Genomic DNA, 12,393 nt, shown 5'->3' on the forward strand with positions numbered 1-12,393 from the left:
CGACCACCACGCTGCTGCCCGAGGCCGGACACCAAAGTGCCCGGTCCGCTCACGCCCGCCCGCACGAGACCCTTGACCTCAAGGGCGAAAGCTAGAGCTCGCTGCGCAGCAGCCGCGCCGCCTCGGCCAGGGCCCGCATCTTGCCCTCGGCCGAGGCACGCGGCAGGTACTTGAGGCCGCAGTCGCTGGTGAGCACGAGCCGTGCCACGTCCACGTCGTCCAGCGCGCGGCGGACCCGGTCGGCGACGACCCCGGGGGTCTCCACCTCCGGGGTCGACAGGTCCAGGACACCGAGGGCGATGCCCTTGCCGCGTAGCGGCCGCAGCTGGGCCGGGTCGAGGTGGGACTGGGCGGTCTCCACCGACACGGTGTCGACCGGGGTGTCGGCCAGCTCGGGCAGGAAGGAGTAGCCCTCCGGGCGCTCGGACACCATCGCGGCGTAGCCGAAGCACAGGTGCAGGTGCACGGGGCCGGCTGCGCCCTCCACGGCCCGGGTGACCGCCTCCGCGCCGTACCGCCGCGCGACGTCGGGGCGGGCCTGCAGCCACGGCTCGTCGATCTGCACGATGTCGGCGCCCGCGGCGAACAGGTCGGCGATCTCCTCGCGGACGACGTCGGCGTAGGCCAGCGCGAGCGAGCGGTCGTCGCCGTAGTGGTCGTCCTGGGCCTGCTGGGCCATGGTGAACGGCCCCGGCAGCGTGATCTTCACGGTCCGGTCGGTGGCCGCGCGCAGGAACCGCACGTCACGGGCCTGGATGGGCTCGCGGCGGGTGATGTCGCCGACCACGCGGGGGACGGGGATCGGCTGACCGGAGCGGTTCAGCACGGTGCCCGGGTCGTCGACGTCCACGCCGTCCAGCGCGGTGGCGAAGTGGTTGGAGTAGGACTCCCGGCGCTGCTCGCCGTCGGTGAGGACGTCGAGCCCGGCGGCCTCCTGCGCCCGGACGGCGAGCAGGGTCGCGTCGTCCTGGGCCTCCTCGAGCTGGTCCGGCGCCACCCGCCACAGCTCCTTGGCGCGCACCCGCGGCGGGAACTGGTGGGCGAGCTTGTCGTGGTCGATGAGCCAGCCGGGCTGCGGGAGACTCCCCACGATCGAGGTGGGCAGCGGCGGCAGCGGTCCGGGCATGCCCCTGATCCTGCCGTGCGCGCGACCGGTGCGCGCGCGGCCCTCCTGTGCTCTGCTGGGCGTCGTGGCGGAGAACTACATCGCGGAACTGGACTTCGGCGGCCCCAAGATCGACGAGGACGCCTTCGTCGCGCCGACGGCGGTGGTCGTCGGCGCCGTGACCATGGGCCCCCGGTCGAGCATCTGGTACGGCGCGGTCGCCCGGGCCGACCACGAGGTCATCGAGATCGGTGAGGGATCCAACGTGCAGGACGGCTGCACGCTGCACTCCGACCCCGGCTTCCCGCTGGTCATCGGCCGCGGGGTCACCGTCGGCCACCGGGTGGTCCTGCACGGGGCCCGCGTGGACGACGACGTCCTGGTCGGCATGGGCAGCGTGGTGATGAACGGCGCCCACATCGGGTCGGGCTCCATCGTGGCCGCCGGTGCGGTCGTCACCCAGGGCACCCAGGTGCCGCCGGGCTCGCTGGTCGCCGGCATCCCCGCCAAGGTGATCCGCCAGGCGTCCGACGAGGACCTGGCGCACATCCGGGGCAACGCGGCCAGTTACACCGACCGCCTGACCTCGGCGCGCCGGGTCCGTCCGGTGGTGCGCGGCAAGCTCCCGCCCGCGGGCCTGGTGCCCGGCGACGACATGAGCTGAAGCGCCGGGGGTCAGGCGCCGAGCAGTTCCCGGACCAGGGCGCCCACGGCCTCGATCTCGATGAGGAACCCGTCGTGCCCGTACGGCGACGGGATCACCTGCAGGGGCACGCCGAGGCCGTCGGCCACCTGCTGCTGCAGGGCCAGGGGGTAGAGCCGGTCGGTGTCGACGCCGGCGACGACCGTCCGCGCGGTGACCCGCGACAGCGCGGCCTGGACCCCGCCGCGGCCGCGGCCGACGTCCCAGTGGTTCATGCTCTCGGTGAGCACCACGTAGCTGCCGGGGTCGAACCGGCGGGCCAGCTTGCTCGCGTGGTGGTCGAGGTAGGAGGCGACGGCGTACCGGCCGTCGTCCTGCACGGTCGTGCCGAACCGCTCGTCGAGCTCCAGCGCGCTGCGGTAGGTCAGGTGCGCGATCCGCCGGGCGACACCGAGCCCGGCGACCGGCCCGGGGTCGGGCAGGTAGTCGCCGCCGGCCCAGGCGGGGTCGGCGCGGACCGCGGCCTGCTGGGTGGTCTGCGTGCCGATCTGGTCGGCGGTCGCGGCGGCGCCGGAGGCCAGGAACAGCAGCGCGGCCACCCGCTCGGGGAAGGCGACGGCCCACTCCAGCGCCCGCATGCCGCCCATCGAGCCGCCGAGCACCGCCGCCCACCGGCCGATGCCCAGCGTGTCGGCGAGCGCCGCCTCGACCCGCACCTGGTCGTGCACGGTGACGGTGGGGAATCGGGACCCGTGGGGGACGCCGTCCGGGGCGGTCGACGACGGCCCCGTCGTCCCCTGGCAGCCGCCGAGCACGTTGGCGCAGACGACGAACAACCGGTCGGTGTCCAGCGGCGCACCGGGGCCGACCAGGCCCTCCCACCAGCCCGGCGTCGGGTGCCCGGGGCCGGCCGGGCCGACCACGTGGCTGTCGCCGGTCAGCGCGTGCTCGACGAGGACGGCGTTGCCGCCGTCGGGCGCCAGGGTGCCCCACGTCTCGTAGGCGACCCGGACCGCGGGCAGCGAGCTGCCGCGCTCCAGCTCCAGCGGACCGGTCAGGTCGAGGAAGCGCCGGCTGCCCACCGGGTCGCCCTCGCGCCAGCCGCCGGGGTGCGGCGGGGCCCAGGGGGCAGCGACCTGCCCGACCCGGACCCCGCCCACCATCAGGACGCCCCTCTCACTCGGCAGACTTCGCCGCGCGGAAGCCGGCCTCCAGGTCGGCCAGGATGTCGTCGATGCCCTCGAGCCCGACGGCCAGGCGCACCAGGCCCGGGGTGACGCCGGTGGTCAGCTGCTCCTCGGCGGTCAGCTGCGAGTGCGTCGTCGACGCGGGGTGGATGACCAGGCTGCGGACGTCGCCGATGTTGGCCACGTGGCTGTGCAGCTCCAGGGCGTCGACGAACCGCTTGCCGGCCTCGACGCCGCCGTGCAGCTCGAAGGTCAGGACGGCGCCGGCGCCGCGCGGCGCGTACTTCTCCTGGGCGGCGTGCCACGGGGACGACGCCAGGCCGGGGTAGTTGACCCGGTCGACGGCGTCGTGGCCCTCCAGGAACTCCGCGACCCGCTGGGCGTTGGCCACGTGCCGCTCCATGCGCAGCGACAGCGTCTCGATGCCCTGGACGACGAGGAACGCGTTGAACGGCGAGATCGCCGGGCCGAGGTCGCGCAGCAGCTGCACCCTGGCCTTGAGCGCGAAGGCCGGCGCACCGAGGTCGGCGTACACCACACCGTGGTAGGTCGGGTCGGGCGCGGTGAAGCCGGGGAACTTCCCGCCGGTCCAGTCGAAGTTGCCCGAGTCGACGATCAGGCCGGCGATCGCCGTGCCGTGACCGCCGAGGTACTTCGTGGCCGAGTGGACGACGATGTCGGCGCCGAACTCGATCGGGCGGATCAGGTACGGCGTGGCGATCGTGTTGTCGACGATCAGCGGGACGCCGTTGCGGTGTGCCACCTCCGACACCGCGCTGATGTCGAGGATGTCGCCCTTCGGGTTTCCGATGCTCTCGGCGTAGAACGCCTTGGTGTTCTCCCGCACCAGCGACTGCCAGTTCTCCGGGTCGTCGGGGTCCTCGACGAAGGAGACGGTGATGCCCAGCTTGGGCAGCGAGTGGTGCAGCAGGTTGTAGGTGCCGCCGTACAGCGACGCCGAGGCGACGACGTGGCTGCCGGACTCGGCGATGTTGAGGATGGCGAGGGTCTCCGCCGCCTGTCCGCTGGCGACGGCGAGCGCCGCGACGCCGCCCTCCAGCGAGGCCACGCGCTGCTCGAGCGCGTCCTGCGTCGGGTTCATGATCCGCGTGTAGATGTTGCCCATCTCGGCCAGCGCGAACAGGTCGGCGGCGTGCTGGGCGTCGCGGAACTGGTAGCTGGTGGTGGCGTAGATCGGCAGCGCGCGGGCGCCGGTCGTGGGGTCGGGGCTCGTGCCGGCGTGGATCTGCCGGGTCTCGAAGCTCCAGCTCTGGGGGTCGGTCATGCGCCGGTCTCCTCTCGTCGGGAGACCCCGCGGCGCACGGGGACCTCCGTCCTTGCCGGACGGCGGACGCCGCCCGGCCGGCTCTTCCCCTGGAGCACCTCGGACGGAGTCGAGGTTGCCGGGCAGCCAGCCAGGTGCTTTCCACTGCCTCTCGTGAGCCAGCCGCGATCTTAGGCACCGCGTCGTCCCAGGTGGAACAGGGGTCCCACGCCGTGGGCCGCGACACGCGGTCTCAGAGGTGGAGGTGCAGCCGCAGGGCGTCGTCCAGTGCGGTCATCAGCTCTGCGGGCAGCCGGCCCAGGGCCGGGCCGATGCGTTCGACCGCCACGGAGCGCACCTGCTCGGCCTGGGCCTTGGAGTCCACGCGCAACCCGGTCGACCCGGCCGGCAGCAGGGTCTGGAAGGGGAAGACCCGGGCCGTGTTGCTGCTGACGGGGACGACGGTCACGACCCCTCGCCCCGACCGTGCGGCAGCGGCGTTGGCGCGGTCGTTGCTCACGATGACGGCGGGCCGCCGCTCGTCCGCCTCGCTGCCGCGGACCGGTTCCAGATCGGTCAGGCGGATCTCACCGCGCAGCATCGCCGAGCCCGTCGGCGACGGTCGGCTCCCATGCAGCCCGGTCGCCGGAGTCCTCCCACTCCTCCCATGCGGCGGCGTAGTCCTGCTCCAGGTGCGGGTGGCGCAGGAGACGGATGGTCAGAGCACCTTGGACAGGAACGCCCGGGTGCGGACGTGCTGCGGGTCGCCGAGCACCTGCCGCGGGTCGCCGACCTCGACGACCACGCCGTCGTCCATGAAGACCAGCTTGTCCCCGACCTCGCGGGCGAAGCCCATCTCGTGGGTGACGACGACCATCGTCATGCCCGACTGGGCCAGCCCACGCATCACGTCGAGGACCTCCCCGACCAGCTCCGGGTCCAGGGCGGAGGTCGGCTCGTCGAAGAGCATGAGACTGGGCTCCATCGCCAGCGCCCGGGCGATCGCCACCCGCTGCTGCTGGCCGCCGGAGAGCTGGTTGGGGTAGTTGTGCACGCGCTCGGCGAGGCCCACCCGTTCCAGCAGCTCGATCCCCCGACGGCGGGCGTCCGCCTTGCGCACGCCCTTCACCTGGACCGGCGCCTCCATGACGTTCTCCAACGCCGTCATGTGCGGGAACAGGTTGAACCGCTGGAAGACCATGCCGATGTCCCGGCGCTGCGCGGAGACCTCCTTGTCGCGCAGCTCGTACAGCTTGCCGCCGCGCTCGCGGTAGCCGACGAGGTGGCCGTTCACCCACAACCGGCCGGCGGTGACCTGCTCCAGGTGGTTGATGCAGCGCAGGAAGGTCGACTTCCCCGACCCCGACGGGCCGATGACGCACACGACCTCACCCGACTGCACGTCCAGGTCGATGCCCTTGAGCACCTCGACCTGGCCGAAGGACTTGCGGACCCCCTCGGCCCGCACCATCGGCTGCGCCCCGTCGCTCACTTCGTGTTCCCGATCTCCCGGGCCTGGCGCGCGGCCCGCTGCGCCTTGGTCTCCCGCGTGCCGAAGCCGCGGCTGAACCGCCGTTCCAGGAAGTGCTGGCCGACCATCAGCAGGCTCGACAGTGCGAGGTACCAGAGGATCGAGGCGACGGCCATCGGGATGATCTGGAAGGTGCGGCTGCCGATCGCCCGCAGCTGGAAGTTGAGCTCCGTGGTCACCGGGACGGCGATGAGCAGCGAGGTGTCCTTGAGCATCGCGATCGTCTCGTTGCCGGTCGGCGGGATGATCACCCGCATCGCCTGCGGCAGCACGATCCGCCGCATCGCCTTCCCGCGGCTCATGCCCAGCGCGTTCGCCGCCTCGACCTGGCCGGGGTCGACCGACTGGATGCCGGCCCGCACGATCTCGGCCATGTAGGCGCCCTCGGACAGCACCAGGCCCAGCAGGCCCGCGGTGAAGCCGGCGAAGATCTGGTTGCCGTCGAGGCCGAGGAACCGCAAGTCGCCGGAGAGCCCGAGCCAGCCCATGAGCTGCTGGTCGAACGGGATGCCGAGCTCGTAGGTGCCGTACATCGCGCCCAGGTTGGCGCAGAAGAACAGCAGGACGATGCGCGGGATGGCCCGGAAGAACCAGATGTAGGTCCACGCGGTGCCGGAGACGACCGGGTTGGGCGAGAGCCGCATGACCGCCAGGACGATGCCGAGCACCACGCCCAGCACCATGGCGAGGACGGTCATGATCAACGTCGTCTGCGCGCCGCGGAGGACCGCGGGCGTGAACATGTTGTCGAGCATGAAGTCCCACTGGAACACCGGGTTGGTGACCAGCATGTGGACGAACATCGCCGCCAGCACGGCGATGACGGCGGTGGCGATCCACCGCCCCGGGTGCCGGACCGGCACCGCCTCGATGGGCTCGGGCGGTGCCGGCCGGGTCGTGTCAGGGGCCTCGGCGGCCATGGCGGGACGCTCCGGTCAGCCGACGGTGGGGTTCACCGTCGGGTCGTCGATGGCGCCGTCCTCGACGCCCCACCGCTCGAGCACCTCGGTGTACGTGCCGTCCTCGATCAGGGCACGGACGGCGTCGGCGAGGGCCTGGGCGAACTCCGCCTGGTCCTGCGGGACGACGTAGCCGTAGGGCGCCGAGTCGTAGATGTCGCCCAGCAGCTCCAGCTGGCCGTTGGTCTGCTGGACGGCGTAGGCCATGATCGGGGAGTCGGCCAGGCCGGCGACGGCGGCGCCGGACACGACCGCGGCGGTGGCCTGGTCCTGTCCGTCGTACTGGTTGATCGTGATCGGCTCCTCGCCGGCGGCCTCGCAGGCCTCCGACCGGGCGGTGATGTCCTCCACCTGGACGGTGGCCTTCTGCACGGCGATGGTCAGCCCGCAGGCGTTGTCGGGGTCGACACCCTCGGGGTTGCCGGCCTTGGTGGCCCACTGGGTGCCCGCCGAGTAGTAGCTGACCATGTTGGCCTGCTGGAGCCGCTCGGGGTTGATCGTGAACGAGGACACGCCCACCTCGTACCGGCCCGAGCCGACGCCGGCGATGATCGAGTCGAACGGGGCGGTCTGGAACTGCGCCTCCAGCCCCAGCTTCTGCGCCACCAGCGTGAACAGGTCGACGTCGAAGCCGACGATCGTCTCGCCGTCCTCGGCGACGAACTCGTTGGGCGCGTAGGTCGTGTCGCTGCCGACGGTGAGCGCGCCGTCCTCGGCGACGTCCGCGGGCACGAGCGCGGCGAGCGCGTCGTCGGCCTCGACGCTCGGCAACGGCTCGCTGCTCGCCGCGGCATCGCCGCCCCCACCACCGCTGCCCGCGTCGCCGCCGGAGTCGTCCCCGCATCCGGCGAGCACGAGGGTCAGGCCGGCGGCGGCCGCGACGGCGACCCGTCCACGCCGGGTCAGGGATCGGATGGCCACGGGGTGTCTCCCTCCACGGGCGCCTCGTCCGCCGAGGCGCGGGGTGCTGATCCTGCCCTGCGGGCCACGCTCGCGGCGCGGCGAGGTGCCTGGTGGTCGCCGTGCGGGGCGGACGTCACGGCTCCGCGGAGGTGGTGGCCGGTGCCTCCGACGCGGGCGCCCGGGTGGTGGTGGGCTCGCCGGGGCCGGTCTCCGCCGTCTCCTCCTCCTCGGTGGTCTCCTCCGGCGTCGTCTCCTCGGTCTGCGGTGGTGTCGTCGTCGGCTCGGTGCTGCGCGAGGTGGTGGTCGGCTCGGTGGTCTCCGCGGTCTCGGTCGGCTCCGTCGGGACGGCGGTCTCCGTCGGCTCGGTGGGCTCCTCGGGCACCTCCGCCGGCTGGGTGCTCCCGGCGGGCTCCTGGACCGTCCCCACCCCCGTCACCGGGGGGCGGACGTTGAGGTACAGCGTGCCGACGGCGAGGAAGAGGATCGTGAGGACGACGGTGGAGGTGCGGGCGCGGCCGAGGTGGTGCGGCACGGCCGCCCACAACAGGCGTGCCCGTGACGGCGGGGTGCTGCGCACCGACGGCCGCCCCGTGGGGATCTCCCGGGTCGGGTCGTCGTCGCCGTGTCGCGGGCTCATCGGGCGCCGTCCCCGGAGGCGGTGAGGTCGTCGGCGGCCACGTGCGAGGTGGGTGGCGGCAGGTTCAGCCCCGCCCGGCTGAACGTCTGGACGACGCGGGCGCGCAGGTAGCGGCCGACCTCGAACTGCTTGCCGGGCAGCGTCCGGGCCACCATGCGCACGTTGACCTGCTCCAGGTCCAGCGTCTCGACCCCCATGACGCTGGGCTCGTCGAGCAGGAGCGGGCGCATCGCCGGGTCGGCGAAGGCCTCCTTGCCCACCGTGTGCAGCAGGTCGTTGACCCGGCTGACGTCGACGGTGGTCGGGACCGGGATGTCGACCACGGCGCGGGCCCAGTCGCGGGACAGGTTGACGACCTTGACGATCTGCCCGTTGGGGAGCGTGACCACCTCGCCGTCGGGGGAGCGCAGCCGGGTGATCCGCAGCGTGACGTCCTCGACGGTGCCGGTCGCGGGATCGCCGCCGCCCACGACCTGGATGGAGACGACGTCGCCGAAGCCGTACTGCCGCTCGGTGATGATGAAGAACCCGGCGAGCACGTCACCGACGATCCGCTGGGCGCCGAAGCCCAGGCCGACGCCGAGCACGGTCGCCGGTGCCACCAGCCCGCCGATCGGGATGCCCGCGCGGTCGAGGACGAAGAAGGCGGCGATCGCGTAGATCAGCACCACGAGGGTCCAGGTGATCACCTGGGTCAGGGAGTGCCGGTGCTTGGCCGCCTCGGACCGCACCAGCACGTCGCCGCCGGTGGAGCGGGCGTCGATGCTGTCGGTGATCTTCGTGCCGACCCACGCGACCAGCCGGGCCAGCAGCACCGACCCCAGGATGATGAGGACGATCTCCAGCCCGCGGCCGGACAGCCAGTTCAGCACTGCGTCGAGTGGTTCCATCGCGACCCAGCCTCCCCCGGTCCTCCGCTGCCGTGTCAACCGACCCCTCGGGTCCGCCGGCGGGGCAACCCGTTTCCCGCAGGGACGGCGCGCGGGAGGCTGTGGGCATGGCCGTGGGGGTCGAGCCCGCGAGGGCGGCCTTCCGCGCAGGGCGCTGGCGGGAGGCCGGTGCCGCCCTGCTCGCCGCCGGCCTGGACGACCTCGGCGTGGACGACCTCGAGCGGCTCGCCGTCTGTGCGCACCTCACCGGTGCGGCCGGGACGAGCCTGGTGGCGTGGCGCCGTGCGCACGCCGAGTGCACGCGGCTCGGCGCCCACGCCCGCGCGGCGCGCTCGGCGTTCTGGCTGGCCTTCGCCCTGCTCAACCGGCGCGACCTGGCGCGGGGCGGCGGCTGGGTGGACCGGGGGCAGCGGCAGCTGGACGAGGCCGAGGAGGACTGCGTCGAGCGTGGCCACCTGTGCTACGCCGCCGGCCTGCGGGCGGTCTTCAGCGGGGACGTGCCGGCGGCGTACGACGCCTTCGACCGGGCCGGCGCGGTCGCCGAGCGCTTCGCCGACCCGGAGCTGGCCGCCCTCGCCCGCATCGGCCGAGGTCGGTGCCTGATCTACCTCGACCGGATCCGGGAGGGGGTGGCGCTGCTGGACGAGGCGATGGTGTCGGTGACGGGCGAGGAGGTCTCCGCCGTCGCCGTCGGGGACAGCTACTGCACGGTGATCGACGCCTGCCAGGAGCTGCGCGACGTGCACCGGGTCGACGTGTGGTCGGCGGACTTCAGCGAGTGGTGCGAGCGCAACCCCGACGTCCTGCTCTACCGCGGCCAGTGCCTGCTGCACCGGGCCGAGGTCCTGGAGTTCCACGGCGCCTGGCGCGAGGCGGCGGCCGAGGTGGAGCGGGCGCGGACGCACCTGGTCGACCCGATGGGGCGGCTCGTGCTCGGGGCGGCGAGCTACCTGCACGCCGAGCTGCTCCGGCTGACCGGGCGGCAGGGGCCTGCGGAGGCCGCCTACCGCGAGGCCGGCCGGTCCGGGCGCGACCCGCTGCCCGGGCTCGCCCTGCTGCGCGCCGACCAGGGCCGGTCGCCCGCGGGGCTCGCCGCCCTCCGCCGGTCGCTGGAGGAGACCGGCGACCCGCTGCAGCGCTCCCGCCTGCTGCCGGCCCTGGTCGAGCTGGCCCTGGCCGGAGGCGACCTCGGCGCGGCGCGGGCCGCCGCGGAGGAGCTCACCGGGACGGCGGCCCGCCTCGGCACCCCCGTGCTCGCGGCGGAGGCGGACACCGCGACGGGCTCCGTCCTGCTTGCCGACGGGGACCCCCGCCTCGCCCTGGCCAGCCTGCGGCGATCGGCCGTCCGGTGGCAGGACCTGGACGCCCCGCACCGGGAGGCCCGGACCCGGCTCCTGGTCGGCGCGGCCTGCCGGGCCCTCGGCGACGAGGAGGGGGCGGCGCTGGAGTTCGACGCCGCCCGGGCGGTGTTCACCGATCTCGGCGCGGTGCCCGACCTCGACCGGCTGGCCGCCGCCGCCGCGGAGCGGCGCACCGGGGGATGGGGGCTGACCGCGCGCGAGCGCGAGGTGCTCACCCTGGTCGCCCGAGGCCGTAGCAACCGGGCCATCGCGGCCGAACTCGTCATCAGCGAGCGCACCGCGGCGACCCACGTCGGCAGCATCCTCGCCAAGCTCGGCGTCCCCTCCCGGGCTGCGGCCACGGCGTGGGCCTACGAGCACGGCTGCGTCCGGCCCTGAGGTCCGCGCCCCTGCGTAGAACTGCTGATCCCACGCGCGCAGGTCCGGTGGTCGTGCCGATGTGCGGGCCGCCGCCCCTCCTTAGCGTCGGTCGCGTCGCCGACGCACGGCGCGGAAGGGGACGGACATGTGGTGGCACGCGGCGTACCGGTTCGGTTTCCACCCCTGGGAGGACGCCGAGCAGTGCCCGGAGTTCATCCGGGTGCTCGGGGAGCTGGTGACCAAGGAGGAGGCGGGGCGGGAGCCGCCCTTCGGCCGGGCGCTGGACATCGGCACCGGCAGCGGGATCTGGGCGCTGTTCCTGGCCGACCGGGGCTGGGAGGTCACCGGGGTCGACCTGGTGGACAGCCCCCTGCGACGGGCCCGTGCCCGCGCGGCCCGGGAGGGCGTCGAGGTGCGCTTCCTCCGCGGGGACGTCACCCGGCTGTCGCCCGCGGAGGTCGGGGACGGGTTCCGGCTGGTCGTGGACACCGGCACCTTCCACGACCTCGAGCCGGCGCAGCAGCGCGCCATGGGCCGCGGGATCGCCGCGGTCACCGCCCCGGACGCCGCGGTCGTCCTCACCGTGTGGCCGCGTCGCCGGCGCCCGCTGATCCGCGGCGCGCGCCGGGACGAGATCACCGCGGCCTTCCCCGGCTGGCGCGTCACCGACGTGCTGCCGAGCGGCTACCGGCCGCCCCGGGCCCTGGAGGTCTTCCTCCGGTCCGACGAGCACCTGTACCGGCTGCAGCGCGAGCCGTGAGCGTCGCTCAGCGCGGCTCGACGAACAGCGACTGCGCGGAGCGGCCGACGCGGCCGGTGGCGTCGTAGAGGTCGGCGAAGCACTGGCCGGCGCCGGACGGGCCGATGGTGGTGGCCGCGTCCACGCCCAGCCACTCGCCGGCGGGCGGGCGCACCAGGGACAGGCCGAGGTCGACGTTGGCGAACGTGGCCGTCGTCCAGTCGAGGACGGCGGAGATGCCGCTGGCCGCGTCGGTCATGACCAGCAGGTGCTGCAGCGGGGTCATCGGCTCGCCGTCCACCAGGGCGCACAGCGGGCGGGTCCAGGCGGCGGCGGGGCCGGGCGCGTTGAAGGAGCCCGAGGCGAACCGCCACTCCAGCGCCCGGTGGTAGGCCACCTCGGTGGTGAAGAAGTCCGCCGTCTCCGGCCGGCTCCGCTCCGGTCCGGGCAGCGGGACGGCCGGCTCGGGTGTGCCCTCGGAGTTCCGGGAACGCACCCGCCACGCGGTCAGCCGCATGAGCGGCCGGTCGTCGCCGGCCGTGAGCCGGGCCTCGACCAGCTCGACCCGGCGGCCCGGGCGCAGCACCCGCGCCGAGACCGCGACCGGGCCCACCGGCACCGGCCCGAGGATGTCGTAGGCCAGCCGGACGGTCTGCCCGTCGGCGATCCCGCTCACCGACTCCGCCTCGCGGGCCAGCAAGGCAGCGGGTGGCCCCGCGTGCTGCAGCCGCGGGTCCCAGGGGCCGATGGTCAGGGCGGTGGCGAGGTGACCCCCGTCGACCGGTTCGTACAGGGCGGTGGGTAGGTCCATGCC

The 12,393-nt window shown here is 74.1% G+C and carries 13 protein-coding genes and 1 riboswitch; of the genes, 3 read left to right on the top strand and 10 right to left on the bottom strand.

Annotated elements, in window-relative coordinates; genetic code table 11:
- Positions 1 to 91: 91 nt before the first annotated feature.
- Entirely contained in the window at positions 92 to 1,126 is a 1,035-nt protein-coding gene (locus CRP39_RS05530) for a uroporphyrinogen decarboxylase family protein (RefSeq protein ID WP_097205210.1), read from the bottom strand.
- Here CRP39_RS05530 and CRP39_RS05535 point away from each other — a divergent pair.
- Complete coding sequence (locus CRP39_RS05535; RefSeq protein WP_097205836.1) at positions 1,125 to 1,769, top strand: gamma carbonic anhydrase family protein; 645 nt, start codon at positions 1,125 to 1,127, stop codon at positions 1,767 to 1,769. The genes CRP39_RS05530 and CRP39_RS05535 overlap by 2 nt on opposite strands.
- 11 nt (positions 1,770 to 1,780) lie before the next feature.
- Here CRP39_RS05535 and metX read toward each other — a convergent pair whose 3' ends face one another.
- The 8 genes from metX to CRP39_RS05575 form a co-directional block, all read right to left on the bottom strand.
- Entirely contained in the window at positions 1,781 to 2,911 is a 1,131-nt protein-coding gene (gene metX / locus CRP39_RS05540) for a homoserine O-acetyltransferase MetX (RefSeq protein WP_097205211.1), read from the bottom strand.
- Between the two features lie 13 nt (positions 2,912 to 2,924).
- Complete coding sequence (locus CRP39_RS05545; protein ID WP_097205213.1) at positions 2,925 to 4,220, bottom strand: bifunctional o-acetylhomoserine/o-acetylserine sulfhydrylase; 1,296 nt, start codon at positions 4,218 to 4,220, stop codon at positions 2,925 to 2,927.
- A gap of 43 nt (positions 4,221 to 4,263) precedes the next feature.
- Positions 4,264 to 4,379, bottom strand: a riboswitch (SAM riboswitch).
- 73 nt (positions 4,380 to 4,452) lie between these two features.
- Complete coding sequence (locus tag CRP39_RS05550; RefSeq protein WP_097205215.1) at positions 4,453 to 4,800, bottom strand: type II toxin-antitoxin system PemK/MazF family toxin; 348 nt, start codon at positions 4,798 to 4,800, stop codon at positions 4,453 to 4,455.
- Between the two features lie 117 nt (positions 4,801 to 4,917).
- Positions 4,918 to 5,691, bottom strand: coding sequence for an amino acid ABC transporter ATP-binding protein (locus CRP39_RS05555; protein ID WP_425432547.1), 774 nt, complete (start codon positions 5,689 to 5,691; stop codon positions 4,918 to 4,920).
- Entirely contained in the window at positions 5,688 to 6,650 is a 963-nt protein-coding gene (locus CRP39_RS05560; RefSeq protein ID WP_097205216.1) for an amino acid ABC transporter permease, read from the bottom strand. The genes CRP39_RS05555 and CRP39_RS05560 overlap by 4 nt, the downstream gene beginning before the upstream one ends.
- Before the next feature lie 15 nt (positions 6,651 to 6,665).
- A complete protein-coding gene (locus CRP39_RS05565; RefSeq protein WP_216359625.1) occupies positions 6,666 to 7,610 on the bottom strand; it encodes an ABC transporter substrate-binding protein in 945 nt (314 codons plus the stop codon).
- 115 nt (positions 7,611 to 7,725) lie between these two features.
- Entirely contained in the window at positions 7,726 to 8,229 is a 504-nt protein-coding gene (locus tag CRP39_RS26670; RefSeq protein ID WP_097205218.1) for an Rv3103c transmembrane domain-containing protein, read from the bottom strand.
- Positions 8,226 to 9,119 carry a mechanosensitive ion channel family protein gene (locus CRP39_RS05575; RefSeq protein ID WP_097205219.1) on the bottom strand — a complete coding sequence of 298 codons (894 nt, stop codon included), beginning with the start codon at positions 9,117 to 9,119 and terminating at the stop codon, positions 8,226 to 8,228. Before CRP39_RS05575 ends, CRP39_RS26670 begins: the two co-directional genes overlap by 4 nt.
- A 107-nt stretch (positions 9,120 to 9,226) precedes the next feature.
- Here CRP39_RS05575 and CRP39_RS27405 point away from each other — a divergent pair, with 107 nt between their 5' ends.
- Together CRP39_RS27405 and CRP39_RS05585 are read left to right on the top strand one after the other, a co-directional pair.
- A complete protein-coding gene (locus tag CRP39_RS27405) occupies positions 9,227 to 10,858 on the top strand; it encodes a helix-turn-helix transcriptional regulator (RefSeq protein ID WP_097205221.1) in 1,632 nt (543 codons plus the stop codon).
- 127 nt (positions 10,859 to 10,985) lie between these two features.
- Positions 10,986 to 11,600, top strand: a complete 615-nt coding sequence (locus CRP39_RS05585; protein ID WP_097205222.1) for a class I SAM-dependent methyltransferase — start codon at positions 10,986 to 10,988, stop codon at positions 11,598 to 11,600.
- Between the two features lie 7 nt (positions 11,601 to 11,607).
- Here the strand turns inward: CRP39_RS05585 and CRP39_RS05590 are convergent, their stop codons facing one another.
- On the bottom strand, positions 11,608 to 12,390 hold the full coding sequence (locus CRP39_RS05590) for a thioesterase family protein (protein WP_097205224.1): 783 nt from the start codon (positions 12,388 to 12,390) through the stop codon (positions 11,608 to 11,610).
- Positions 12,391 to 12,393 lie beyond the last annotated feature (3 nt).

This window comes from Geodermatophilus sabuli, from assembly GCF_900215145.1.
In the GTDB taxonomy this organism is placed as follows: domain Bacteria; phylum Actinomycetota; class Actinomycetes; order Mycobacteriales; family Geodermatophilaceae; genus Geodermatophilus; species Geodermatophilus sabuli.

What these genes read in the sequence shown, in the direction of transcription:
- CRP39_RS05535 (WP_097205836.1), top strand. Translation starts at nt 1,125, where the DNA reads ATGCCCCTGATCCTGCCGTGCGCGCGACCGGTGCGCGCGCGGCCCTCC.
- CRP39_RS05530 (WP_097205210.1), bottom strand. Translation starts at nt 1,126, where the DNA reads ATGCCCGGACCGCTGCCGCCGCTGCCCACCTCGATCGTGGGGAGTCTC.
- metX (WP_097205211.1), bottom strand. Translation starts at nt 2,911, where the DNA reads ATGGTGGGCGGGGTCCGGGTCGGGCAGGTCGCTGCCCCCTGGGCCCCG.
- CRP39_RS05545 (WP_097205213.1), bottom strand. Translation starts at nt 4,220, where the DNA reads ATGACCGACCCCCAGAGCTGGAGCTTCGAGACCCGGCAGATCCACGCC.
- CRP39_RS05550 (WP_097205215.1), bottom strand. Translation starts at nt 4,800, where the DNA reads ATGCTGCGCGGTGAGATCCGCCTGACCGATCTGGAACCGGTCCGCGGC.
- CRP39_RS05560 (WP_097205216.1), bottom strand. Translation starts at nt 6,650, where the DNA reads ATGGCCGCCGAGGCCCCTGACACGACCCGGCCGGCACCGCCCGAGCCC.
- CRP39_RS26670 (WP_097205218.1), bottom strand. Translation starts at nt 8,229, where the DNA reads ATGAGCCCGCGACACGGCGACGACGACCCGACCCGGGAGATCCCCACG.
- CRP39_RS05575 (WP_097205219.1), bottom strand. Translation starts at nt 9,119, where the DNA reads ATGGAACCACTCGACGCAGTGCTGAACTGGCTGTCCGGCCGCGGGCTG.
- CRP39_RS27405 (WP_097205221.1), top strand. Translation starts at nt 9,227, where the DNA reads ATGGCCGTGGGGGTCGAGCCCGCGAGGGCGGCCTTCCGCGCAGGGCGC.
- CRP39_RS05585 (WP_097205222.1), top strand. Translation starts at nt 10,986, where the DNA reads ATGTGGTGGCACGCGGCGTACCGGTTCGGTTTCCACCCCTGGGAGGAC.
- CRP39_RS05590 (WP_097205224.1), bottom strand. Translation starts at nt 12,390, where the DNA reads ATGGACCTACCCACCGCCCTGTACGAACCGGTCGACGGGGGTCACCTC.